This is a genomic window from Mesorhizobium ventifaucium (genome assembly GCF_935822925.1).
Lineage (GTDB): Bacteria > Pseudomonadota > Alphaproteobacteria > Rhizobiales > Rhizobiaceae > Mesorhizobium > Mesorhizobium ventifaucium.
This window is the reverse complement of the sequence record NZ_CAKXZS010000016.1, coordinates 11,611-36,561: the sequence shown is the minus strand read 5'-3', so window position 1 is coordinate 36,561 and position 24,951 is coordinate 11,611. Positions and strand designations below refer to the sequence as shown.

Here is a 24,951-nt window from a genome sequence, read left to right as displayed (position 1 = left end):
ACAGATATGAAGTTCTCGCTCTTCGTCCATATGGAACGCTCGGACCCGGCAAAGCCGCATGCCGAGCTCATCGACGAGCTTGAGGAACTGGTCGTGATGGCCGAGGCGGCAGGTTTCGAGACGGCCTGGATCGGCGAGCACCACGGCATGGAGTTCACCATCTCGCCAAACCCGTTCATCAACATCGCCTATCTCGGCGCCAGGACGCAGCGCATCCGGCTCGGCACAGGAACGGTCGTCGCGCCGTTCTGGCATCCGATCAAGCTCGCCGGCGAAGCAGCCATGACCGACGTCGTCACCGGCGGCCGGCTCGACATCGGCATCGCGCGCGGTGCCTACAGCTATGAATACCAGCGCCTGTTCCCTGGGCTCGATGCCTGGGGCGCGGGCCAGCGCATGCGCGAGATCATCCCGGCCATCAAGGGCCTCTGGGAAGGCGATTTCGAGATGTCCGGCGAATTCTGGTCGTTTCCCTCGACCACGTCGTCGCCCAAGCCGGTGCAAAAACCGCACCCGCCGATCTGGGTGGCGGCGCGCGATCCGAACTCGCACGACTTCGCCGTCTCCAACGGCTGCAACGTCCAGGTGACGCCGCTCGCCTCCGGCGATGACGAGGTAACCAGCCTGATGGAGCGCTTCAACGCAGCGTGCGCGACGCATCCCGACATGACCCGCCCCGAGATCATGCTGCTGATGCACACATTCGTTGCCGAAGACGCCGCCGATGCGGAGCAGCTGACGAAGGACCTGTCGCTGTTCTACTGCCAGTTCGGCGCGTGGTTCCAGAACAAGAAGCCGGTTCGCCAAGGCATATTGGAAGCGCTCTCCGACGACGAGATCGCAGCCATGCCGCAATACGCGCCGGGAAAAATCCGACAGAATCTGGTCATCGGCGAAGCCGAAGAGGTGATCACCCGGCTGAAGGCATACGAGGCGCTCGGCTATGACCAGTACTCGATCTGGATCGACAGCGGCCTGCCACACGAGCGCAAGAAGAAGTCGCTGCAGCTGTTCGTCGACAGGGTGATGCCGGCCTTCGGGCATGGGAGGCGGCAATGACCCTTGTGGCCTTCAGCAACTTCATAGATGGGGCGTTCGATACGCCGACAACCACCTTCGAAAGCATCGATCCGTCCTCCGGCGTGCCCTGGGCGACGATGCCCGCCGCAACCGAAGCCGATGTCGACCGCGCCGTCGAGGCGGCGCACCGGACGTTGCACTCGGCCGCGTGGGCCTCGCTGACCGCGACGGCGCGCGGCAAGCTGCTGGTGCGCCTCGGCGACCTCGTCGTCGCCAATGCGGGGCGGCTGGCGGAACTGGAGACGCGCGACACCGGCAAGATCATCCGCGAGACCCGCGCCCAGATCGCCTATGTCGGCGACTATTACCGCTACTATGGCGGGCTTGCCGACAAGCATGAAGGCTCGCATGTGCCCATCGACAAGGCCGATATGGACGTCACCATCAGGCGCGAGCCGATCGGCGTCGTCGCTGCCGTCGTGCCGTGGAACTCGCAGCTTTTCCTTTCCGCCGTCAAACTCGGCCCGGCGCTGGCCGCCGGCTGCACAGTCGTCCTGAAAGCCTCGGAGGACGGTCCAGCGCCGCTGCTGGCCTTCGCCGAACTCGTTCATGAGGCCGGATTTCCCGCCGGTAGCGTTAACATACTGGCCGGATTCGGGCACGATTGCGGCCGACGCCTGACAAGTCACCCGCTGGTTTCACGCGTCGCCTTCACCGGCGGGCCTTTGACCGCTCGCGCGATTATCCGCAACACGGCGGAAAATCTCGCCTACACGACGCTGGAGCTGGGCGGGAAAAGCCCGGTTGTCGTTTTCGCCGATGCAGACCTGGACAGTGCGGCAAACGCGGTCGTCGCCGGGATTTTCGCAGCGTCTGGACAAAGCTGCGTCGCCGGCTCGCGGCTGCTTGTCGAGCGTTCGATAAAGGCCGAGTTGCTGGACAGGCTGAAGCACAAGGCCGAGGCCATCAGGACAGGCGATCCGCAGGATCCGGCCACCGAAATGGGACCACTGGCAACGCCACGCCAGCGGGAATGGATCGAGAAGATCGTTGCGACAAGCCTCGCCAATGGCGGGACGCTGGTCACCGGCGGAAAAAGGCCCGACGAGCATCCGAACGGCTTCTACTACGCGCCGACTATCATCGACGCCGAGGATACAGCACTGCCCTGCGTTCGGGAGGAATTGTTCGGTCCGGTGCTCAGCGTTCTCGCCTTCGACACGGAAGCTGAGGCGTTGGCGCTTGCCAACGATACGCCGTTCGGCCTGGCTTCGGGCGTGTTCACCACCAATCTCGCCAAGGCGCACCGCATGGCGCGCGACCTCCATGCCGGCGTCGTCTGGGTCAACACCTACCGCGCCGTTTCGCCGCTCGTGCCGTTCGGCGGCTATGGTCAGTCGGGGCTCGGCCGCGAGGGCGGGCTCGACGCCATCCGCGATTACACGCGCTCGAAATCCGTCTGGATACGCGTATCCGACGAGCCGATCCCGGATCCGTTCGTCATGCGATGAGGGCAGCGCCGCGATCGCGCAATTTCACAAAAACAAGAAAGCAACCAACAGAGGAGAATGACATGAAACTGATTTTGACCGGCATCTTGGCCGGACTCCTGGCAGCCACTGCCGCACGGGCCGATGAAATGGTGTTCACCAGCTGGGGCGGAACCACCCAGGAAGCGCAGACCAAATCCTGGGCTGCTCCGTTCGAAGCCAGCTCCGGCATCAAGGTCCTGCAGGACGGCCCGACCGACTACGGCAAGCTGAAGGCCATGGTGGAAGGCGGCAGCGTCGCCTGGGACGTCGTCGATGTCGAAATGGATTTCGCCATCAAAGCGGCCAAGGACGGCCTGCTCGAGCCGATCGATTTCAATGTCGTGCCGAAAACCGATCTCGATCCTCGCTTCACCACCGACCATGCGGTCGGCAGCTTCTACTACTCCTTCGTTCTTGCCTGGAACAAAGGGGCGGTGTCGGGCGAACCGGCAGGCTGGGCCGACATGTTCGACCTGACAAAATTTCCCGGCAAGCGCACCTTCTATAAATGGTCGGCGCCGGGCGTCATCGAAATCGCGCTGCTGGCCGACGGCGTGCCGGCAGACAAGCTCTATCCGCTCGACCTCGACCGGGCGTTCAAGAAACTCGACACGATCAAATCGGAAATCGTCTGGTGGGACAGCGGCGCGCAGTCGCAACAGCTGATCGCTTCCGGTGAAGCAGCCTTCGGCCAGCTCTGGAACGGACGTGTCTTCGCCCTCGAGCAGGACGGCGCCGATGTCGGCGTATCCTGGAAACAGAACATGACCGCCGCCGACGTGCTCGTCATCCCCAAGGGGTCGAAGAACAAGGCGAGCGCCATGAAATTCCTGGCCGCTGCGACAAGCCCGAAAAGCCAGGCGATGTTTGCTGAAGCAAGCGGCTATGCCCCCATCAACACGGCAGCCAAGGCCGAAATGCCGGCCGATGTCGTCAAGTCGCTGCCGGACGCCTATGTCGACGGGCAGATCAACCTCGACATGAACTACTGGGCTGAAAACCGCGACAAGATCGCGGAGCGTTGGTACGCCTGGCAGGCCAAATAGAAGCAGATTTCACATGAACCGGCGGGACGCTGCAGGGCGTCCCGCCTGATCTGACGGGATCATCGCCATGTCGGGCAATTTGCTTCATCGACCATCGATCCTTCGAAGGCCAGATGGCATCGGCGGCGCCCTGCCGGCGCTAACTCTTATCGCCCTGTTCTTCGTGGTGCCGGTTCTTGCGCTGCTGTTGCGCAGCGTGACCGAACCCGTGCCGGGCCTGCACAACTACGCCACGCTGTTTGGCGACGGCACCTATGCGCGGGTCTTCTTCAATACTTTTCTGGTCGCCACCGTCGTCACCGCCGTCACTGTCGTCGTGGCGTTTCCGGTCGCCTGGATGCTGGCGATCATGCCGCCCGCCCTCGGCTCGATCGTCTTCGGCATCATCATCCTGTCGATGTGGACCAATCTGCTCACCCGCACCTATGCCTGGATGGTGCTGCTTCAACGCACCGGCGTCATCAACCGGACGCTGATGGATATCGGCCTGATCAGCGAGCCGCTGCCGCTGATCAACAACCTGACCGGCGTCACCATCGGCATGGTCTACATCATGCTGCCCTTCATGATTCTGCCACTGGTCGGAACCCTGCGCGCCATCGATCCGATGACGCTGCGCGCCGCCGCCCTGTGCGGCGCGAGCCCGTTCGACGCCTTCCGCCGCATCCTGCTGCCATTGTCGCTCCCGGGAATCGCTGCAGGCGGCCTGATGGTTTTCGTCATGTCGCTCGGCTATTTCGTGACGCCGACGCTGCTCGGCGGCATCTCCAACATGATGCTCGCCGCAATGATCGCCCAGATGATCCAGTCCTTGCTCAACTGGGGGCTCGGAAGTGCTGCGGCTTTCATCCTGCTTTTGGTGACCATGGCACTCTACGCGCTGCAACTGCGTCTCGTCGGCGCCAGGCGCATGACAGGAGGCATCTGAGATGCTGCTCGACTACGACCGGCTGGGCTGGCTGCGTGCAGCACTGCTGGGTTTCACCGGCCTGGTTGCGGCGTTTCTGCTGCTGCCGGTGGTGTTCATCGTGCTTTTGTCGTTCGGGTCGTCGCGGTGGCTGGCTTTTCCGCCGCCAAGCTGGACGCTGAAATGGTATGGGGAGCTCTTCGCCGATCCGGCCTGGCTCGAAGCGGCGCTGACCAGCGCGCGCATTGCCGCCATGGCTGCGATTCTTGCCGTCGTCGTCGGGCTGCTGGCTTCCTTCGCCCTGGTCAGGGGACAATTTCGCGGGCGCAACGTGCTTCGCGGCCTGCTGCTGACGCCAATGGTGCTGCCGGTCGTGGTCTTTGCCATCGCCATTTATGCATTCTTCCTGCGGATCGGGCTCGGCGGCACCACGGCGGGCTTTGTCATCGCCCACACGGTCCTGGCACTGCCCTTCGCCATCATTCCGATCACCGCGGCACTCGAAAGTTTTGACAAATCCATCGAGGATGCGGCGATCGTCTGCGGCGCAAGCCCATTCGAAGCAAAACTCCGGGTCACCTTGCCGGCGATCAAGATCGGGATTTTTTCGGCGGCGATCTTCGCCTTCCTCGCCTCATGGGACGAGGTGGTGGTCGCGATCTTCATGGCAAGCCCCACCTCGCAGACGTTGCCGGTCAAGATCTGGGGCAGCCTGCGCCAGGATCTTAGCCCGGTCATCGCTGCAGCCTCCAGCCTTCTCGTTCTTCTGACGCTGTGCCTGATGATCGTAACCGCACTCATTCGGCGGAAATTGTCGAAATGACCAAACCGTTCCTCTCCATTCGCGACCTGCGCAAGGCGTTCGGCGGATTCGTCGCCGTGCACGATGTCACCATCGACATACCCAAGGGCGAATTCCTGACCTTCCTCGGCCCTTCCGGCTCTGGCAAATCGACGACGCTCTACGCGATCGCCGGCTTTCAGCAGCCGACATCCGGCGACGTTCTTCTCGAAGGCAGGTCGCTGCTGTCGGTGCCGTCGCACAAGCGCAACATCGGCATGGTGTTCCAGCGCTACACGCTGTTCCAGCATCTCACCGTCGCCGAGAACGTTGCCTTTCCGTTGCGCGTGCGCCGCCGGCCGGACGCCGAGGTGAACCGAAAAGTCGCCGAGATGCTGTCGCTGGTGCGGCTCGAGAGTTTCGGCGGCCGATATCCCGGCGCGCTTTCCGGCGGACAGCAGCAGCGCGTGGCGCTTGCCAGGGCGCTGGCCTACGATCCGCCGATCCTTTTGATGGACGAGCCGCTTTCGGCGCTCGACAAGAAGCTGCGCGAGGAAATCCAGGCCGAGATACGGCGCATCCATCGCGAAACCGGCGTAACGATCCTTTACGTCACCCACGACCAGGACGAGGCGCTGCATCTTTCGGATCGCATCGCGCTGTTTCGTGACGGGCGCATCGAGCAGATCGGCACCGGTGAGGACCTCTATCTGAGACCCGCGAGCGAATTCGTGGCCAGTTTTATCGGAAATTCCAATTTCCTGCCGGCCGAGCATCTTGAAACCGTCAACGGCTCCGCCACGATCCGCCTGGCCGATGGCTCGGTCGTCTCCGGCGTCAGGAACGATCGGGAGTTCAGCCAAGGCCAGAAGACCCGGCTGATGGTGCGGCCGGAAGCGTTTCGGCTGAGACCCGGCGCGGCCACGGCCGGGCTTGCGGTCGAATTCATCGACACCGCCTTCTTCGGCGAGCGGCGGCGCGTCATCGCACGCACCGCCGCCGGCCAGGAGATCGACGTCAGACCGACATCCGACATGGCGCAAGCACAGGAAGGCATCGCCCCGCGCGGACAGCAGATTTTTTTCGATCCCGCCGCCGCATTTTTGTTTCCGGCCTGACAGACGATCGTTCGACCTCAGCGCGGCGGATCAGCCGGCGCCTCGATGGTAACTCCGTATTTGGCGGCGATGGCCACGACCTTTGCCATTTCCGGCATGCCGGCGGTGGTCGCGGCGTCCATTTCCGCAAACATCTGATCAAGGCCGCAACTCGGCGCGCAGAAGACGAGCACGCGAGCTGGCTTGTCGGCGACATTGCGGATGGCATGGCGCCGACCGCGTGCGGCAAAGAAGAAGCCGCCGGGCGCAACGCGATGGGGCGTGGATTGGCCCTCGAGTTCGATCATGAGTTCGCCGCTCAGCACATAGAAGGCTTCATCCTCTCGGGCATGGGTGTGCGGTGGCGTTCCCGCCCCCGGCGGAACCACGGACTCCCAAAGCGAGAAGGACCCCGCGGTCTCGGCGCCGGTGGCTTTGTAGATATGGGTGATTCCCAAAACGTTGAGCGTCGAGCCGACCGCCGGCTCGCGAACGAACGCTTCGGCCGCTTTAGCTTTGCCATCCATCGTCGATCTCCTTCGTGGTTCGGGTGGCTCACCAGGACATAGGCCCTGCCGGCAAAATTGACGAGGTGCGGGTGGCCGTGAATGGCAATCTTCGCAGCAACAATGCGGAGATGCTGCGCGTTGCCGCGCTCGACGGCATCGGCATCGCCCTACTGCCCACATGGGCGGTGGCGGAGCCGCTGCGTACCGGCGCGCTGCGCCGCGTGCTGGATGGCTGGGAGGCTCCAGCCAGCACGATTTATACCGTCTACCCCAGCAACAGACTCATGTCGATGAAGGTCCGTGCCTTTGTCGACCACCTTGCGCGATGCATTGGACGCACCCCGTATTGGGACGAAGGCCTTTGAGAGAAGGGCGCCCCGTTTTGAATCGTCTTGAGCCACGGCAATCCATTGATCCGGCCGCGCAACGCTCTTTCTGATGCGCTCAAAAACGGTCTCCCATCGGTCAGAAACTTGCGATCCTGCCTTCAACAGGGAATCGGCTTGAAATCTCCTCGGTTTCGCCCAGGTACTGAGGTTACGCCGGCTGCGGGTGAGTTTTTTGGCTGTAAAACTAGGCCATCAAACCGGCAGCCGCGCAGCGCTCAGTAGCTGAGACCGCCGGCGTTACGCCGGTTCTCACTCGCAATAGCTGGAGCATCCGATGCCGAGCCGCCGCTATGCCCTCCTTGAAGCGCCGTCCTCGCTGGGTCTGGCGACCGACGGCGTTGAAGCCCTGCCCGGTCGGCTGCTGGAACTGGGCCTCGCCGAACGCATCCATGCGCGCCGCGCCGGGCGGCTGGCGGTCCCACCGAAAGACCCGAAGCCCGACCCTGCCACCCTGACGCTGAATGCCAAGGCGATCGCGGGGTGGTCGCCCAAGCTCGCCGACGCCGTGGAGGAGTTGCTGGACGCCGGCGAATTCCCGGTGGTGCTGGGCGGCGACTGTACGATCCTGCTGGGTCCGATGCTGGCGCTGCGCCGGCGCGGCCGCTACGGCCTGTTCTTCATCGACGGCCACGCCGACTTCTTCCAGCCCGAGGCCGAGCCCAACAGCGAAGGCGCGTCGATGGAACTGGCGTTCGTCACCGGCTATGGGCCGGCGCTGCTGACCGACCTGGAGGGCCGCCGCCCGTTGGTCCGCTCCGAGGACGTCGTTGCCTTCGCATTTCGCGACCACGAGGACCAGGCCGAATTCGGCAGCCAGCCTTTGCCAGCGGAGCTCACGGCGTACGATCTCCACGCCATCCGCCGCCTGGGCGTCGAAGCCGCCGCCCGAGCGGCCGTTGGCCAGATGACGCGGACTGAACTCGACGGCTTCTTCATCCATCTGGACGCCGATTGCCTCGACGATGCGATCATGCCGGCGGTCGATTTCCGCGTACCGGGCGGGCTGTCTTGGGACGAACTGTCGGCGGCGCTCCGCATCATCCTGGCGAGCGGAAAGGCAGTCGGGATCGAGGTCACCATCTACAATCCGCGCCTTGACGAGGACGGCAGCGCCGGCCGTTGCCTCGCTGATGTCCTGGCCGCAGCGCTCGGCACAGCCGCGCCCGTTTAAGCCCACGGCACCTATCGGCTATCGGGTGGCGTTGAAGCGCCATATGCAACCACCGCCGAACGAGAATCCCGCGCCTTATCCGCCGCCTGGATGGCAGGCGTCCAGGCGACCGTTTCGAGCCGGAGCATTGAGGCTCCCCACCTGAGGGCTCCTCCCGCCAGGGCAAACCTATTAATAGTGCTAGCTGTAAATGCGCCGGGCGGCTTAGTACCGTCGGCCGCAAACAAGGCTTGGGAGGGTCCGTCACTCGGTTCCTGCCGCGCCATGACGCGGAGCTTGGAACTGTGACGGCACATGCGACCACCGAAGGATTCAGCGACTACAGGGGCTACCGCACCTGGTACCGCGTGATCGGAGATCTCAAATCGGGCAAGCTGCCATTGGTCGTCGCTCACGGCGGGCCGGGTTGCACCCACGACTATGTCGATTCGTTCAAGGAGCTTGCCGATACCGGGCGGGCGGTCATCCACTACGATCAGATCGGCAACGGCAAATCGACCCATCTGCCCGACAAGGGCGGCGACTTCTGGACCGTCGATTTCTTTTTGGGCGAACTCGATGCGCTGCTCGCTCACATTGGCATTACCGAGCGCTACGCCCTGCTCGGCCAGTCCTGGGGCGGCATTCTCTCGGCCGAACATGCCGTGCGATGCCCTGCCGGGCTCAAGGCATTGATCCTGGCCAATTCACTGGCCTCGATGGCGCTATGGGTGGAAGGCGCGCTGCAATTGCGGGCCGGGCTGCCGGCCGATGTGCAAAGCGTGCTTGACCGGCACGAGGCAGCCGGGACCACCGATCACCCGGATTATCTTGCAGCAACCAAGGCGTTCTACGACCGCCACGTCTGCCGTGTCCTCCCAACGCCGCCGGAAGTAGCCCGGACATTCGCGGCAATCGACGCGGATCCGACGGTTTATCACACCATGAACGGACCCAATGAATTCCACGTCATCGGCACGATGCGGAACTGGACCATTGTCGACCGCCTGCATCTGATCGAGGCGCCGACCCTGGCGTTCCGCGGATTTTACGACGAAGCGACCGAAGCCTGCGTCCAGCCCTTTCTCGATCATATTCCCGACGTCGAAGGCATGGTATTCCCGAATTCCAGCCATATGCCGCATGTCGAGGAGAAGGATGATTGCCTCGCCGCCGTCGGACGCTTTGTGGCCAAATACGATTGAGGCCTGCCTGTTTTGCGCAGGCCTGTCGGTGCAGGGCCGGCTATCGCATTCATCCTGATGCGTTACGTCGTTCCTTGAGCACCTGGGCCAGGAAATCCTTGACCGAATCGAGCACCGTGTCGCGTTCGTGGGCTACCCCGGGCAGCAAATCAAAGCGCACGCGCACACCCGCTTCCTCGAACGATCGACACAACGTCCTGAGGCGTTCCGGCCGCGTTCGCCCGGCATCGTTGGCGCCCGGCATCCAATGGCTGCTGTCTTGGACGTGCGTGATTTCCCAGGTCTCCAGATCGGCATCGCCGACGATCATCTGGACAGGCACTTTTGCCAGCGCCGCGGCGTCGAAGCTGATGCCGAACTTCTCCGGCAGGTCACGAATGCCCATCCACCAGTCCCGCCCGGCATCGAGCAAGGTCACCGAGCCCGGCGCACCGATCGAAGCCGCCCATAGCCTGTCGGGATGGAGGATGGCGAAGCGATGGGTGAAATGCCCGCCGCCGGAAAATCCGAACATGGCGAAGCGGGTCCAGTCCTGACGATATTTTGCAACGACTTCCTCGACTATGGCGAGCAGCACCTGATCGTAGCGGATGTCGCCCTCGATCATGTATTTATATCCGCTGCGGGCGTCGTCGCCGAGAACGCCGATTGGGAACAGCGGGCACAAGATGGCGCAGTCGTTCCAGCGTCCGAACTCGGCGAACGCGTCGCGAAAACCCAGGAACGAGGTGCGGCCTGTACCGTGGATGGCGACCAGCAGATCGACTTTGGCGCCTTCTCCCACCGCAGGCGGCACATACAGACAATAATGGAAGCGTGGGTCTGATTTAGAAGCAAAGATGGCGGTCGCGCCAAGATCGTATGTAGCGCGGCCGCGATCCGCAACGGATCCCGTGGCTATGCTGGTCAAGTCTACAACTCCTCAGACAGTCTTGGCATTCATGTTTAGCGTATACTGGTCGGCCCGCGTCGTGAACTGGAAGGTCCTTTCGGGCAGCCACCAGGCGACATCGTAGCCCGGGCCGCCCATCGGATTTCCGCCGCCCTTGGCTTTCGCTCGCCGGCTGCCAATGAGGTAGCGAGTTGAGCCGGTGCCAAACATCATACGACTTCCTCGGCAGATCGCGACGAGGGGTATATCTCCGGAACGGTGAAAACCGGCACCTCGCCCTTGAAGCCTTGCAGTTCAAACACACCCGCCTGGACAACCGGCATCGATGCTCCCTGCGCAAATCCGGGACCAAGCACCAGGGGGATGCTCAGCTTTTTGGTCGTTGACTCGAGCCGTGCCGCGCGGTTCACCGGTGAGCCGATCGCGGTGTAATCGAAGCGCCGTTCGGAGCCGAAATTCCCGACGGAGCAGATGCCAGTCTCGATGGCGACGCCGATTTCAATAGGGGGGTGCCCGCGCGCGGTGAACGCGGCGTTTTCGCGCTTCACCCGTTCGATCAGGGCAAGCCCCGCTTCGAGCGCGCGCTCGCGATGATCTGGCTGGTCAAGCGGCGCGTTCCAGAAAGCTAGCACGGCATCGCCCATGAACTTATCGATGGTCCCGTCCCGCTTGAGTATCTCATCGGTCGCAAGGCCGAGGAATTGGTTGACCACCTTTCCGATTTCTTGGGCATCGAGTTGTTCGCTCATCGCCGTGAAGCCGCGTATATCACTCAGCAGGATTGTGATCTCGCGCTTCTCTCCGGACAGGATCGCTTCGGTATCCGAATTTGCGAGCCGTTGTACCACGGAGGGCGACAGAAATTGCGAAAACTGCCGGGCCAGGGTGGACCGGCGCTGCTCGCTGCGCCCGTAGAGGGCATAGCCTTCGGAGCCAGCTATGATGATCGTCGCAAGCGCCGGCTGCAGTGGGTCATAGAGCGCACCCTGCAGGCTGTATTCGAGAGCGCCAAACACGAAGGGCGTGGCAACCAGGAGCGCCAGAGCGAATGCGCCAAGCATGACACGCTGGGCGAGCACTCCCGAAAGCCCGATGAAAACGATGCCACTGAGGACCAGCCACAGCCGCTCCAGCGTACGCGCTTGCGTTGGCTCTACAAGATAGCGCGCGGCAAGCATCTGGCCGATTGCGTCTGCGTGGATGTCCACGCCTGGTCGCGCCGGACGCGTCGGGGTGGGCAGATACTGGGTCAATCCCACGGCCGACAGATCAACAATGGCGATGGCGTTCCGCAGCAGTGGATCGCCGCGGCCCGAAAGGATATTACTGGCAGATATGCGCGGCGTGTTGGTGTCGGTTTCCCAGAGGCGGATGCTGCCCTGCGGCTCGAGTGGCACAATGGTTCCGGCCATCCTGAGTGCGTCAAACCCGGCGGCATTCATCCGGGCTACGTAGCCGTTCTCTCCAGCGTAGAGGCGCAGGAGCTCGAGCGCAAAGGACGGCCAGAGCTGCACGCCTTGAGCCGTATTTCGGATCCAGAGCAGCGGCACATGGCGTAATACGCCGTCGGGATCGGGCAGAGTGCGAATTACGCCGAGGCCTGCTGCGGCGCTCGAGAAATTAGGAAGCGAGCCTGTCAGACCGGTGAAGCCAGGAAGCGTCTCGGGTACTTGCCCGACGATCGACCAGCCGGCTTTGGGCTCTGCTTCTGAAACCGTTGCCTCATTGCCCAGGCTGACGGCGAGCGCCGTTCGATTCTTCGCCAGTGCGGTGGCGAGGCGTTTGTCTCCGGCGATGCCATCAGGAGAGGTGTCAGCCTCGGGCAGCACCAGCGCAAGCCCAATCACCGCGGCACCAGACTCGGCGACACCGTCGACCAGATCGGCCAAAAGGCCACGATTCCAGGGCCATCGCCCATATGCCATAAGGCTCGCATCGTCTATCGAGACAATCACAACAGGATTGCTCGTCGCCTGGCGCGGAGCGAGGGACTGGTAGAGGTCGTACGTGCGCTCGCGCAGGCGCGACAGCGGCCCGTCGAAAGCAGAATGGCAAGCGAGCAGCAAGAGTACGACCGCAAGACCAGGTATTTTCAGCCTGGCAGCCCGCCGCCAATCAATTGAGGGGCTCATGCCGGCCGGCCTTACCGGCAGTCGGGAAAGCAGTCATCATCCTCATCCACCCCGCTGCCTACAGGGGGCGTTGGGCTGTCAGGGAACTCCATGACCACTCCTGGCAATGCGCCGTCGGTGGACTTGCAGGCTTTGAGCGAGCTGCCGAGTGCTGACGCACAAATCGCGCTTACGTTCAGCCCCGGACCCGGTTCGCCCGGCAGGCCGGTGCCGGCTATCCGATCGATGCTGTCCAATATCGGAAAGGTGTCGATACCGCCGTAGCCGGTCAGCAGTTTGTCATTGTCCGACGTGCAGGCGTGACCCGGGTTTGTGATTACGACCTTGCGGCCATTCATCATGCAGGTCATGCGGCCGGCGCGCAGTATGCCGACGCTCTGACCAGCTATCACAAGCACTTCGATGATGCCGCCTCTGGCTCCGAGCACCATGTGCGGCGTCGCAACTTGCATGTCGCCGCCTTTCGAAACCTGACCGCCGTAGAAACGGGCCAGGCCGCTCTTCATCCCGATGTCGATCTTTCCTGATCGGGACCCCGGATTGTAGACGAATTCATCGATCGTCAGGCTGGTGTTCGGACCAATCTTGGCGCTCGACTCGTCCCGGAACACGAGCATTCCGAGACCGGTGATATTGCTGCGCAGCTGGTCGCCGAGTTCGACGCCAGCGCCGACGTTCATCGCCTCGCCGTCATTGCGGATGATGTTGGTCTGGTAGGCCGTCATGGACCCGACCGTTTCGGCGGCAGATGGTGCCGCAAAGGCAAGACAGCCGATACAAGTGGCTATCTGACGATACAGGATCCTCATCCGCGGCCTCTTTCAGTTGAGCGTCAACGTGTAGCTCACGAGCAATTCGAATGAATTTCGGTCGTCGCTGGCGATCTCGAAGTCGGTTTCGCCGTAGGCGAGGTCGACACTGACCTTCTGCGACTCAGTAAGCTGAAAATCGCTTTCCGAGGCAATGCCCCAGAAGTCGCTCTCTACGTTTGTGCCGATGCCGAAGGACAAGTCGGGAGTGTCGCTGTGGCCGGCCGAGACGGCGACCTGGTGAGACCATACGAAAAGGTCCGGTATTTCCATCACCACGCCGCCGTAGCGGACCTCTCCCATGTAGCTGCGGCCGATTTCGCCAGCTCCGGAGGCGAAGTCAGTCGAGCCGACCAGGCGCACTCCCAGCGCCTGGCCATTACGGAAGCGGTAGCTGCCGCCTGCCTCGTAGAAGACCCTGCCATCGGCGAAGATGCCTTTCGAGCCGCTTAGATCGATGTAGCCAGCACCTGCAAACAGCGTTGTCTCGACGGTGGGGCGCACGAGGAAGCGCCCGCTTAGACCGACACCGGTCTCGTGAACGTCGCTGTCGAAGCGATCCGTAACGGCGAACGCGGAAAGCAGCAGCCGTAGCGAATCGATCCCGCTGTTGGGCAGTCCCTTGTCCAAGGTAAGGGCGGCGTTCCCATTGATAAAAGTCTCCTCGGCACCGGGAACCGACAGGTCTTCGGTGAAAAAGCGCTTTGTCGCTGCCAACGAGCCCGAGAGGACAAGTGAATCAGCACTTGGCGTGCCGAGATCCCATCGGACAAAGCCTTCCGCCCGCCCATAGGGCGAGACCAAGGTGCGGTCGTCTTCGGCCCCGCCCGGCTCAAAATCGGTGGATTCGCTGAACATGCCGCCAGTCAGAGCGATTTCCCAGGTGACGCCACGTAACGCGCGCTCGATGCGGGCGAGCAGGCGAACGGCTTCCTGCTGCTCATCCCCAGACAGGTCCCCGACCTCGAGCCCGTACTGCGCCTGCCGCCGGGCCAATTCATAGGAGCCGACATGATAGTACAACCGGCTGGCCGCGAGCCGGGCGCGCGCATCGCGAGGATATTTGACGAGGTACTGCTCGATCGACGAGATCGCCTGATCGTACTGCCCTGCGTTGACGGCAACTGTGACGAATTGAGCTAGCGCTCCGTTGTCGGTCGGATTGGCAATACGTGCCGAGAACGCATCGTCATAGGCCGGATAGAGACCTTGTGCGCCGGCCGGCAATATGCCGGTACAAAGCAGCGCTGCGGCGAAGCCGAAAATCATTGAAAACGAGGAATGCATGCCGAGAACCCCCAAACCCGACTAGTGCAGCGGATCTAGCACGCCGCCACGAAAAAAAGCGACAGAACTGTCACGGGATATTCCGAGTCTTCAGCAGCTGTTGCAGCTGCGCAACAAACTATCGGATTCATTCGCATTTCTCCTACTCTGGTTGGCTAAACATCTTTTCAGCGTTGCTGGACCCAAAGAAAGTATTCGCTACAAACGGCAACTAAGACAAATCATAATCATCCGTGGGTTGCGCTGCCCACAAGATCAACATTGTTTACGAAATTCTGCACGAATCTGACCGCCGTCTGACGCATCTTGGGTCAAATGTGGCTCATCCGAAGGTCTTCGGTACAGTCGGTCCGCCGGATCGCCAGTGCGGCACAGCACGGCGCCCGGCGCTCAAGCGGCGCGACGGACTACAGCACCAGTATGGTGGCCAGCCCCAGCATCAGGCCCATGCCTACGATATCGGTTACGGTGGTTAGGAAGATCGCCGAAGCCACGGCCGGATCGGCGCCGACCCTCCGCAGGCCCAACGGGATCAGCACGCCGGAGATCCCGGACATGAGGCACGATCCGGACATGGCGAGCAGGATCACAAGTGCCAGCATGGGCGCCTGGGATGCCGAGTCCGGCTGCCGTGAAGCGTAGAACCACATGGCCGCAGCCGCCACCAGACCGACGAGCAAGCCGTTGGCGATCCCGAGCGCTCCCTCCCTCAGCACCAGGTGCAGCTTCGGTCGTTTGTCCACATCCCCTAAGGCGAGGCCACGCAGCGTAATAGCCAGCGCCTGGCAGCCGGTGTTTCCGCTCTGTCCGGCCAACACCGGGAGGAACGCCGCCAACGCGACGATCTTCTCGATCGTGCCTGTGAACGAGCCGACCACGAAAGCGGCTATGAAGGCCGTCAGCAGGTTGAGCTGCAGCCAAGGATGACGTTTCAAGAAGGCTGAAACCAGTGGCGTGAAAGAACGCTCCTCCTTCTGGACGCCCACCATCTGGCCAGGCTGGGCAGAAATTTCGATGATTTGCTGCTCAAACAGCCGCCAACCGCGAACCTGCCCGAGCAGCCGGTTCTCCACGTCCACCACGGGATAGACAGGGTAGTGGCGGCGTACCGCCGCCTTGCAGGCTTCGCTCAAAGGCATATCGACGTGAAGGGCGAACGGTTTCGGCAGCATAATCTGATCCACCGTCGCGTCGGCCTCGCTCAGCATCAGATCGCGCAAGACCACTAGGCCAACCAGTCTATCGCCCTCGTCCGTGATGTAGAGGTAAGTCAACTCGGTCGGCACCTCCGCGCGCCTGACGGCCTCCACGGCGGCGGCTACCGTCGTCCCGACAGGAACGCTGGCGGGGATCGGGTCCATCAACTCGACGACGGATCCGCGGACCGCGATATCCTTGCCGTCGCTATGAGGCTTGATAGGCCTCATATCCGGAGGCAAATGCTCCGCCACCTTCCGGGCGTGCGTATCCGGCAACAACTTTAATATGTCTCGGATGAACTCGGGAGATTCTCGGGCGAGCAATTCAGCCGCGTCGTCGGGTGCTCGAGCACGCAACGTGCGCACCGACTTCTCAACGTCGTTCTCTTGCCTCATCTGTCCCCCAATTCTTTAATGTTGCGCCTCTGAACGTGTAGACAGGAGCGGTCCGCCCTGCCGCGGGCAGTGGCCCAGCGCCTCGATCCGGAAAATCTCGCCTTCTCAGGGCGCAGAGTAGACCGACCCCAGACAAATCTGAGCCATTGCGTGGGTGCATACAAGCGGGCTGTAACGTCAGCGTGTCGCCAAGAGAATTGTCGTGTTGCCGAACTTCACCCGTCGATTCCTGGGCTCTGCGAGCACGTCGCACGCATCAACGAAGTAAGGTCGGCAATGGGCCGTCGTGGCCCTGCTCATTGGGGTGCGCTCAGCCCGACAGTTCGCGGTGTGAACGGCCGCGATTCAACCTGGGAAGATGGTGAAACCGCCATCGACGCGAATGACCTGCCCGTTGATGAAGCGCCCGCGCGGACCGGCGAGGAAGGCCACCGCTTCGGCGATCTCTTCAGGCTCGGCATAGCGATTCAGCGATTTCTTGCTCGAATCCATGCGCTCCGGATCGACGACGCGGCTCGCTTGAAACCGTGCCGTCTTGGTGGCGCCGGGACTCACCGCATTGATGCGCACGCCATCGTCGATCAGTTCCTTGGCGAGGCAACGCGTATAATGGACGACGGCCGCCTTAAGCGTCGAGTAGACCACCTCCGGCGAGCATCCGATATGCGCTGCCGCAGAGGCAATGTTGATCACCGAGCCTGAGCCGCGCTTGACCATAGGCGGAATGAACGCTTGGCAGACCAGCATCGTGCCGATGAGATTGTTCTCGGTCAGAACTTTGATGTCATCATAGTCGATGTCGAGCGCGTTGTTGGGGCTGGGCTTTACCCCCTTGGCTCCGATGTCCCCGCCGGCGCAGTTGACCAGAACATGCACATCGCCGAGTTCCGCCTCGATCTTCCTCTTCATTTCGGCAACGGCTTGCCTGTCGCCGATGTTGCCGGTGACTGCTGTCACCCGTGTCCCATGCTTTTCCAAACCCCTGGCGGATTCGCCGAGGTCTGCGAATTCGCCATACTGCGATGGCCGGGTCCAATCGAGATCGTGGATCGCGACGTTCGCGCCAAGTTCGGCCAGACGATCGGCCATGACGCGGCCGAGGCCGCGTCCCGAGCCGGTCACGAAGGCAGTCAGGCCGCTGAGTTCTCGGGCAGTCATGCTGATTTCTCCTTTGCAATGAAATCGAACTTCTTCATGTTGGCGGCGCTGCGCCGGATCATGTCGAGCTCATACGAAACCAGCGCGCCGTCATCGTCGCGCTCCCATGGCGTCCGGTAGTCGGCGTCGTCCGCAAGGCGGTTCACGCGCGCGGCATTCAGGCAGGCCGCGAACTCGCGCGCGGATTTCGGCGCATACCCGTTCCACCAGTCGTCGCTGAGGCAGCGAACGTGACGGGCCTCCAGAGCGCCCGGCTCAAGCACCGCCGTCAGCCTGTCGTTGTGCTCGGCGAGGATGGCTGCCAGTCCGGCAAAAGGCACGGCGCCGTCGCCGATCGCGCAGCGGACCAGACGGTAGCCCTCATCGGTGAACTGCACGCGATAGTCCTTGAGGTGGACATGACAGACGTGCGGCGCAATCCGCCGCGTGAAGGCAAGCGGTGCCTCGCCGACAGGGAAGGTGTTGCCGGTATCGTAGGTGATGCCGACACCCGGCCCAGCGAGTTCGCAGAACGCGACCAGTTCGTCGCTGCCGAAGTCCTGATGGTTCTCGATGCCGAGCATCCGGCCCTCGGCCGCCGCACGCGGCCCCCATTCCTTCAAGGCAGCGCGGATCGTCGCGTCGAACTCGCTCCATTTCCCGCCCCAGACGTTGCGGTCACCGCACAGGACGGGGGTCAGCGCGATACGGATCGTTGTCGCCTCGAGCAGGCGCGCCGCCCGAAAGGCGCTGTCCAACGGACCTGCCACCAGAAGTCCGCCACTTACCACCGCGACAATGTCAAGCGCGGCCAGACGCCTGCGCAGATCGACGATTTCGTCGTCCGGCAAGTCGGTCAGCCATGGTTCATAGATCTCGAGCGTGCGTGCGCCCAGTTCCTGCGCGAGCGCCATGAAGCCTTCCAGCCCCGTCCCGTCCGGATTGTGCCGCGGCGTACCGCGTCCCTGCAGGCCGAGAGTGTAGGTCAGTCCGTAAGGGTTGAGGCCGAGACGAAGCATCAGCTTGGCAGTTCCGTTGAAAGATGTGGAAGCGATCGCATCAGCGAAGACCGGCATCGACGGTGATGGACTGCTTCGTGATCATGCGGCTGTCATCGGCGGCAAGGAAGAGCACGGTCCTTGCAATCTCCTCGCCCAGGAGGACGCGGCGGATCAATTGCCGCTCCACCGTCTGGTCGATTGCGTCCTGGGCCTTGAACCACAGCTGGCGCTGCCGCTCGGTGATGACAGCGCCGGGTTCGACTGCATTGACGCGGATGTTGTCGGGTCCGAACGACCGCGCCAGTGCGCGCGTCAGCGCCACCACTGCCCCCTTGGCAGTGGCATAGGCCACCATCTGGTCCGCGCCGAAACGCCAGGCGATGGAAGAGAAGTTTATGATCGAGCCGAAGCCGAGTTCCTTCATATGCGGATGCACCGCCTGCGCGGCGAAAAAGTGATGCCGGAGATTGACGTCGAAGCTACGGCCCCAATATTCGGCTGTCATGGCGTCAACAGGATGGCGCTGATCGTCGGCAGCGTTGTTGACCAGGACGGCGACCGGACCAAGCCGCGCGCGCACGCCCTCAACCGAAGCCTGCAGTGCAGCGATGTCGGTGACATCGCAGTGGAGGTACAACGGGGCCTGTCTGGCGGCACCGCTGAGCTCACGGACCAGCGCCTCTGCGGGCCCATCCTGTACATCGAGAAAGCCGACGCGGGCGCCATTCGAGGCAAAGGCGCGGACCATATCGGCGCCGATCCCGGAGGCGCCGCCGGAGATCAGCACGACGCGATCGGTCAAGCTTGGGTAGGTCGCGAATTGCATGGACATCAGATCACAGAAGCGCCTTGGTTACTGGATCGAACAGACAGGCGCGCGACATGTCGATGCCAAGCGTTATCGTCTCGCCCATGACGGGAGCGTCATCCGGCTCGAAACGGCCGGTGATCTCCAGGTCGCCCAGCCTGAGGACGGCAAGCGTCTCGGCCCCGGTCGGCTCGACCAGTTCGACCGGGGCCTGCATGGACTGCACAGCCGGTTTGCGCGCCTTCAGGTCGGTCGTGAAGCGGTAGATGTGTTCGGGCCGGACACCAAGCACCATGTCCTTTGGCGCGCCGACAGGCAGCGGAGCGGCAAGGGCAAGGGTGGCGTCGCCGCCGTCAGCGGCGCGCACCGAGATGCTGGTTGAGCCGGCAAGCCGGGCGGGGATGAAATTCATCGCCGGCGATCCCATGAAACCGGCCACGAACATGTTGGTCGGCCGGTCATAGATCCGCTTCGGCGTGTCGAACTGCTGCACCGAACCCTGGTTCATCACCGCAATGCGGGACGCGAGCGTCATCGCCTCGACCTGATCGTGGGTGACGTAGACCGTCGTCTTGCCGACGCGATGGTGAAGCTTCTTGATTTCGGTGCGCATGTCTACGCGCAGCTTGGCATCGAGGTTGGACAGCGGCTCGTCGAACAGAAACAGCTTCGGGTCGCGCACCAGAGCGCGCCCCATCGCAACGCGCTGCCGCTGGCCACCCGACAATTGCCCAGGCTTGCGGTTGAGCAACTGCTCGATCTGGAGGAGTGCGGCAACCCGCTTTACGGCTTCCGCCTGCTCCGCTTTGGGCACGCCACGGCTTTCCATGCCGAAGGTGATGTTCTGGCGCACTGTCATGGTCGGATAGAGGGCGTATGATTGGAACACCATCGCTATGTCGCGGTCCTTGGGCTGCACGGAGTTCACCAGCCGGTCGCCGATCCAGATCTCGCCTGACGTAACGGTTTCCAGGCCGGCGATCATGGCGAGCAAGGTTGATTTGCCGCAGCCGGAGGGACCGACAAGGGCGACGAACTCCCCGGTTCGCGCCTCAAGATTGATGCCGGCCAGAATCTCGAGCCCGCCATAGCTCTTGTGAAGGTCGCGGATCATCAGCGCGGACATGGGCGATGCCTCATTTGATGGCACCCTGTGTCAGGCCGCGCACAAAGTATTTTCCACCGAACAAGTAGATCAGCAGCGGCGGCAGCGCGCCGATCAGCACGGCTGCGCTCATCACATCGTAAGCACGGGCGGTCGTACCGCCGGCAGTAAGCGCGACCAATGCCGCCGTAATCGGCTGCTGCTGGCCGGAGGTGAAGACGACGCCGAACAGATACTCGTTCCAGATGCCGGTGAACTGCCAGATGACGGTGACGATCAAAATCGGCGGCGACAGCGGCAGGATGATCTTGCGAAAAATCCGCCAGAAGCCGGCGCCGTCGATGCGTGCCGCCTTGATAAGGTCGTCCGGTATGCTGACGTAGAAGTTGCGGCAGAACAGGGTCGTAAACGAGACGCCCTGGACGACGTGAATCAACACCAGCCCATACGTCGAATTGGTCAGGCCGAGCTTGCCGAGCAGGAACGCCCACGGCATCAGCGAGATCTGGCCTGGCATGAAGACGCCGAGCAGCATCAGATTGAACAGAATTTCCGAGCCCTTGAAACGCCATTTCGACAGCACGTAGCCGTTCATCGCACCGAGGAGCGTGGAGATGAGCGTTGCGGGGATCGTCATCCAGAGCGAGTTGAAGAAATTGCGCTTCATGCCTTCGCAGGTGCCGCTGACGCAATAAGTGCCCCAGGCCTGCGCCCACGCGTCGAAGCGGAAGCTGCGCGGCAGGGAGATGAGGCCGTTGCGGGCAATGTCGGACTGCTCCCGCAACGAGTTGAAGACGACGACCAGCAGCGGTGCAAGGTAGATGACGGCGAAAAGCGCCAGCACCGCATAGACAAGGAAGCGGTTCCAGAAATATCGCCGCGTAGCCGCGGCCGCTTCGGGATCATGCCGGGCGCTGGGAGCAATTTCAGCCATTGCGGCCCTCCGCCCGCCTGCGCCAAACGATCCACAAGGAATAGGGCATCAGCACAACCGCGAGGGCCGCGAGCATCATCATCGCCGCAGCGGCACCCTCGCCGATCTGCCCGCGCTGGAACATCAGGTCGTAGACATAGATCGCCGGGAAGGTCGTCGACACACCTGGCCCACCCCGCGTCAACGCCGCCACCAGGTCGAACGTCTTGATGGCGAACTGGATCTGAATCACCGCCACCGCCAGAAAAATCGGGGCGATCGTCGGCAGAATGACCTTCCGATAGGTTCGGGAAACCGACGCACCGTCGATCTGCGCTGCTTTGACGAGATCCGGATCGACCGACCGCAGGCCAGCCAGGAAAAGCGCCATTGCGAAGCCGGACGACTGCCAGATACCGGTTATGATCACCGCATAGATTGCGGTGTTGCGGTTGGCGGTCAGGGCGAAACTGAAGTCGGTCCAGCCGAGCCCTCGCACGAAGGCCTGGATACCGTCGACGGGATTATAGAGCCAGCTCCACACCGTGCCGGTGACGATGAAGGACACCGCCAGCGGGTAGAGGAAGATGGTGCGCCAGACCGCTTCGCCGCGAACGCGCTGGTCGATCAGGATCGCCAGAAGCAGTCCGATGGCCATCGAGCCGACGATATAGAAGCCGCTGAACAGAAAGAGGTTGGTGTAGGCGATGTTCCAGCGCCGGTTCGCCCAGAGCGAAGCATAATTGTCCAGACCGACGAACCCATAGGTCGGCATCAGCGACGAACTGGAGAGCGAGAGATACAGCGTCCAGAGCGTGAAGACGAAGACGTAGATGAAACTCGCCGCAAGCGACGGCGCCAGCACCAGAATGGGCACCATCGTGCCCAGGCGCTGCCGCCACGGGGTCGCGGGAGCCGCAACCGGTACGGTCAGGTCACGCGTGGACATCGGCTGCTCCGGCGAAGTCGGGGCCGGGCGCGTCGCGCCGGGCCATCATCGGCAGCGTCTTCACATCTGCGCTTCGGCCGCATCGGCCATCGCACTGGCTGCGTCCTGCGCGGTCATGTCCGGCGTCGCCACGAATTCGGTGACGGTATCCATGATCGCGCCGCGCACCTTCTGCGGGATCGTCATGTTGTGCGCCATCGACCGGACAAGCGTGCCGCCATCGATCGACGCCTGCAGATCCTTCTGGGAAAGCTGCTGGCAGGGATTGAAGCCGTTCGAAAGATCGACGTCGAGACGAGCCGGGATCGAGCCCTTGGTCTGATTGAAAATCGTCTGGAACTCGGGCGACAGGATGGTGCTGGCGAGCAGTTTCTGCCCCTCGACGTAGTCCGGATCCTTCTGCTGGAAGAACACGACCGAGTCGGAATTCAGGACGAAGCCGGGTTTGCCCCAATCAGTCGGCGCCTGGGCGCAGACATAGTCGGCACCCTCCTTGAAGCCGCCAGCCGTGAGCAGGCCGAGCGTCCAGTCGCCCATGATGTGGAAGGCGGCCTCGCCGCGGCCGACCAGATGCGACATGCTATCCCAGTCGCGCCCGTTCATGCCGGGGTCCATATACTTCGTCGTCATGGTGCGGAACTGTTCGAAGGCGTTGACCATGCCGTCGCTGCGCATCGACTCGACGTCACCCTCGACGAAGGCCTTCTTGAAGAGATCGAGATCCATTCCGTAGACCACGACCTCGAAGACCGTCGCATCGGTCCAGTCGGCGGTCGAATGCGAGATGCAGATTTTGCCTGACGCGACGACCTTGTCGCAGGCGGCGTTGAAGTCCGCCCACGTTTTCGGCACCTCGGCAACGCCTGCCTCCTGCATGACCTTCGGCGATGCCCACAGCCAGTTGATGCGATGGATATTCATCGGCGCCGCCACCCAGCTGCCGGTCGGCTTCATCACCGGCAGCAATTCGGGAGCGACGACCTTCTCCCAATTTTCCGCTGTCGCCAGTTCGTCGAGATTGGCTGTCATGCCGGTCTCGTTCCATTCGGCGATCTCGGGTCCTTTGAGCTGCACCGCAGGAGGTGCATTGCCGGCGATGACGTCGGCGCGCAGTTTCGCCAGCGTGTTGGCCGTGTGGCCTGCGATGGAGGTCTGCTGCCAGGCGCCACCCTTGGCGGTAAACATCTCGCCGAGCTTGGCGATAGCCTGGGCGTCCGATCCGGTCGCCCATTGATGCAACAGGTTGGTCTTGGGCTCTGCGAGCGCGGCTCCCGCAACAACGGTGTATGCCGCAGCGGCCGCAACGGCCGTCCTCAGATATTCCATCGATTCACTCCCATAGGTGATGCACGGTTCGTATCGACCGCTTGTGGACGCAGTTTTGAGCTCCTCGCAGAGGAGATGCAGTATCTCCGTTCTTTCCAAGATGACACATTTGAGCTATCAGTCAACGTCCTTTGTGCTCATCATGAACAAACCTTCGCTTAGAAACTGGCTGATCGACAAGCCCTCCGCATCACCGGAGAGCCTGGTCGTGCGATGCCTGCGTGAGCGCGGCGTGCTTTCTGCGTCGCAAATCACGCATATCACCGGTTTGGCGAGATCGACGGTCTCAACTGCGCTCAATGGCTTGAAAAAATCCGGAATGGTGATCGAATCTTCGGCCCATCATGCCGGGGCCAGGGGCATTGGCAGGCCCGCCGCGACCTTGACGCTCAATCCCGCTGCGGGCACCTGCGTCGGGATCCATCTGGGCCTCGACGAGATGCGGTGCATCGTCGCCGACGTCTCGCATTCTGTCATTGCAGAACAAACTATCCCCATGGGTCTGGACTACCAGCCACAACAGGCGGCCCAGCTCGCCAAGTCGGCAATTGCCCAATGCTACGAAGGGAATGGTCTGCCGATGGCGGGGCTCCTGGGGGTCGGGGTTTCGGTCTCGGGCCCTGTCAGCCGCGAGGGAGTGGTGCTGCGCGCGAGTATTGTTCCGACCTGGGCCGGGGTCAACATCCGCGATGTGTTCGGGCCGGTTCTCGAACAGCCGATTTTCGCCGATAACGAGAGCAACTGCTCGGCCATTGCCGAGCTGATGTGGGGCGCGGCCGTTGGCCAGGACGATTTCGTGCTGTTCAAGATCGATCTGGGCGTCGGCGGGGCCATAGTCCAGCATGGCCGGCTGGTGACGGGTATCGCCGGCGGCGCCGGCGAATTCGGGCATATCAGCATCGATCCCGGCGGCGATCTTTGCCGGTGCGGCAATCGCGGATGCCTGGAGCTCTATGCGAGTTTTGCCCGGCCGCTCGAGCAGATTTCGCGCATCGTGCGGCGGCCGGTCACGATGGACGACGTGATCATGATGGCTGAGCAGGGCGACGTCGGTGCGCTTCGGATGATCGAGGACACAGCAGAGTTCGCCGGCCGTGGTCTTGGTCTGATCAGCTCGGTGATCAACCCGCCGCTCATCATCATCGGTGGCCGCATGGCCTTGGCGGGCGACATTCTCCTGGCACCGCTGATCGCGTCATATGAACGCCACACGCTCATCAAGTCCCGCGATATCGCGCCCGCCCTGCGCACGCGGATAATCGTTGGCAAGCACACGCAGAACGATGCATTGCTCGGCGCAGTTGGCCTGGTGCTGCGCCACAACAGCCGACTGCAATGATCTGACTTTGCGCCGAGTGGCC

At 62.6% G+C, this 24,951-nt stretch carries 24 protein-coding genes; 10 read left to right on the top strand and 14 right to left on the bottom strand.

Going from position 1 to position 24,951, the window contains the following annotated elements:
- The first annotated feature begins 6 nt into the window (after positions 1–6).
- The 6 genes from NMG70_RS14890 to NMG70_RS14865 all read left to right on the top strand — a co-directional run bounded on the left by NMG70_RS14890 (position 7) and on the right by NMG70_RS14865 (position 6,404).
- Entirely contained in the window at positions 7–1,059 is a 1,053-nt protein-coding gene (locus NMG70_RS14890; protein WP_254025237.1) for an LLM class flavin-dependent oxidoreductase, read from the top strand.
- Positions 1,056–2,531: an aldehyde dehydrogenase gene (locus NMG70_RS14885; protein WP_254025236.1), complete on the top strand. Its 1,476-nt coding sequence runs from the start codon at positions 1,056–1,058 to the stop codon at positions 2,529–2,531. The genes NMG70_RS14890 and NMG70_RS14885 overlap by 4 nt, the downstream gene beginning before the upstream one ends.
- Before the next feature lie 62 nt (positions 2,532–2,593).
- Entirely contained in the window at positions 2,594–3,598 is a 1,005-nt protein-coding gene (locus tag NMG70_RS14880) for an ABC transporter substrate-binding protein (RefSeq protein ID WP_254025235.1), read from the top strand.
- A gap of 67 nt (positions 3,599–3,665) precedes the next feature.
- Positions 3,666–4,526, top strand: coding sequence for an ABC transporter permease (locus NMG70_RS14875; protein WP_254025234.1), 861 nt, complete (start codon positions 3,666–3,668; stop codon positions 4,524–4,526).
- A 1-nt stretch (position 4,527) separates the two neighbouring features.
- Positions 4,528–5,328 carry an ABC transporter permease gene (locus NMG70_RS14870; protein WP_254025233.1) on the top strand — a complete coding sequence of 267 codons (801 nt, stop codon included), beginning with the start codon at positions 4,528–4,530 and terminating at the stop codon, positions 5,326–5,328.
- Positions 5,325–6,404, top strand: a complete 1,080-nt coding sequence (locus NMG70_RS14865; protein ID WP_254025232.1) for an ABC transporter ATP-binding protein — start codon at positions 5,325–5,327, stop codon at positions 6,402–6,404. Before NMG70_RS14870 ends, NMG70_RS14865 begins: the two co-directional genes overlap by 4 nt.
- Before the next feature lie 17 nt (positions 6,405–6,421).
- Here the strand turns inward: NMG70_RS14865 and NMG70_RS14860 are convergent, their stop codons facing one another.
- Entirely contained in the window at positions 6,422–6,910 is a 489-nt protein-coding gene (locus NMG70_RS14860; protein ID WP_254025231.1) for a cupin domain-containing protein, read from the bottom strand.
- Positions 6,911–6,924: 14 nt separating this feature from the next.
- Between NMG70_RS14860 and NMG70_RS14855 the strand changes: the two genes are divergently transcribed.
- The 3 genes from NMG70_RS14855 to NMG70_RS14845 all read left to right on the top strand — a co-directional run bounded on the left by NMG70_RS14855 (position 6,925) and on the right by NMG70_RS14845 (position 9,636).
- On the top strand, positions 6,925–7,257 hold the full coding sequence (locus tag NMG70_RS14855) for a LysR substrate-binding domain-containing protein (RefSeq protein WP_436798392.1): 333 nt from the start codon (positions 6,925–6,927) through the stop codon (positions 7,255–7,257).
- Positions 7,258–7,555: 298 nt separating this feature from the next.
- Complete coding sequence (locus NMG70_RS14850; protein ID WP_254025229.1) at positions 7,556–8,452, top strand: arginase family protein; 897 nt, start codon at positions 7,556–7,558, stop codon at positions 8,450–8,452.
- 284 nt (positions 8,453–8,736) lie between these two features.
- Positions 8,737–9,636, top strand: a complete 900-nt coding sequence (locus NMG70_RS14845) for a proline iminopeptidase-family hydrolase (RefSeq protein WP_254025228.1) — start codon at positions 8,737–8,739, stop codon at positions 9,634–9,636.
- Between the two features lie 49 nt (positions 9,637–9,685).
- Here NMG70_RS14845 and NMG70_RS14840 read toward each other — a convergent pair whose 3' ends face one another.
- From NMG70_RS14840 to NMG70_RS14780, 13 genes are all read right to left on the bottom strand, one after another.
- Positions 9,686–10,546 carry an alpha/beta hydrolase gene (locus tag NMG70_RS14840; protein ID WP_254025227.1) on the bottom strand — a complete coding sequence of 287 codons (861 nt, stop codon included), beginning with the start codon at positions 10,544–10,546 and terminating at the stop codon, positions 9,686–9,688.
- 12 nt (positions 10,547–10,558) lie between these two features.
- Complete coding sequence (locus NMG70_RS14835; RefSeq protein WP_254025226.1) at positions 10,559–10,741, bottom strand: hypothetical protein; 183 nt, start codon at positions 10,739–10,741, stop codon at positions 10,559–10,561.
- Positions 10,738–12,660: a CHASE2 domain-containing protein gene (locus NMG70_RS14830; RefSeq protein ID WP_254025225.1), complete on the bottom strand. Its 1,923-nt coding sequence runs from the start codon at positions 12,658–12,660 to the stop codon at positions 10,738–10,740. Before NMG70_RS14830 ends, NMG70_RS14835 begins: the two co-directional genes overlap by 4 nt.
- Before the next feature lie 11 nt (positions 12,661–12,671).
- Positions 12,672–13,385, bottom strand: coding sequence for a FecR domain-containing protein (locus tag NMG70_RS14825; protein ID WP_254025224.1), 714 nt, complete (start codon positions 13,383–13,385; stop codon positions 12,672–12,674).
- A gap of 96 nt (positions 13,386–13,481) precedes the next feature.
- On the bottom strand, positions 13,482–14,756 hold the full coding sequence (locus tag NMG70_RS14820) for a tetratricopeptide repeat protein (protein WP_254025223.1): 1,275 nt from the start codon (positions 14,754–14,756) through the stop codon (positions 13,482–13,484).
- A 407-nt stretch (positions 14,757–15,163) separates the two neighbouring features.
- A complete protein-coding gene (locus tag NMG70_RS14815) occupies positions 15,164–16,351 on the bottom strand; it encodes a magnesium transporter (RefSeq protein WP_254025222.1) in 1,188 nt (395 codons plus the stop codon).
- Between the two features lie 345 nt (positions 16,352–16,696).
- Positions 16,697–17,509 carry an SDR family NAD(P)-dependent oxidoreductase gene (locus NMG70_RS14810; protein WP_254025221.1) on the bottom strand — a complete coding sequence of 271 codons (813 nt, stop codon included), beginning with the start codon at positions 17,507–17,509 and terminating at the stop codon, positions 16,697–16,699.
- Positions 17,506–18,402: a sugar phosphate isomerase/epimerase family protein gene (locus NMG70_RS14805; protein WP_254025220.1), complete on the bottom strand. Its 897-nt coding sequence runs from the start codon at positions 18,400–18,402 to the stop codon at positions 17,506–17,508. The genes NMG70_RS14810 and NMG70_RS14805 overlap by 4 nt, the downstream gene beginning before the upstream one ends.
- 145 nt (positions 18,403–18,547) lie before the next feature.
- Positions 18,548–19,321 (bottom strand): SDR family NAD(P)-dependent oxidoreductase, encoded by a 774-nt coding sequence (locus tag NMG70_RS14800; RefSeq protein ID WP_436798391.1) that lies wholly within the window; start codon positions 19,319–19,321, stop codon positions 18,548–18,550.
- A gap of 4 nt (positions 19,322–19,325) precedes the next feature.
- Positions 19,326–20,423 carry an ABC transporter ATP-binding protein gene (locus NMG70_RS14795; RefSeq protein WP_254025219.1) on the bottom strand — a complete coding sequence of 366 codons (1,098 nt, stop codon included), beginning with the start codon at positions 20,421–20,423 and terminating at the stop codon, positions 19,326–19,328.
- Between the two features lie 10 nt (positions 20,424–20,433).
- Positions 20,434–21,336, bottom strand: a complete 903-nt coding sequence (locus NMG70_RS14790; RefSeq protein WP_254025218.1) for a carbohydrate ABC transporter permease — start codon at positions 21,334–21,336, stop codon at positions 20,434–20,436.
- A complete protein-coding gene (locus NMG70_RS14785; RefSeq protein ID WP_254025217.1) occupies positions 21,329–22,264 on the bottom strand; it encodes a carbohydrate ABC transporter permease in 936 nt (311 codons plus the stop codon). The genes NMG70_RS14790 and NMG70_RS14785 overlap by 8 nt, the downstream gene beginning before the upstream one ends.
- A 60-nt stretch (positions 22,265–22,324) precedes the next feature.
- A complete protein-coding gene (locus NMG70_RS14780; protein WP_254025216.1) occupies positions 22,325–23,590 on the bottom strand; it encodes an ABC transporter substrate-binding protein in 1,266 nt (421 codons plus the stop codon).
- A gap of 109 nt (positions 23,591–23,699) precedes the next feature.
- Between NMG70_RS14780 and NMG70_RS14775 the strand changes: the two genes are divergently transcribed.
- The gene (locus NMG70_RS14775; protein WP_254025215.1) at positions 23,700–24,929 is read left to right on the top strand and encodes an ROK family transcriptional regulator; all 1,230 of its coding nucleotides are present in this window, start codon (positions 23,700–23,702) and stop codon (positions 24,927–24,929) included.
- Positions 24,930–24,951: the final 22 nt, after the last annotated feature.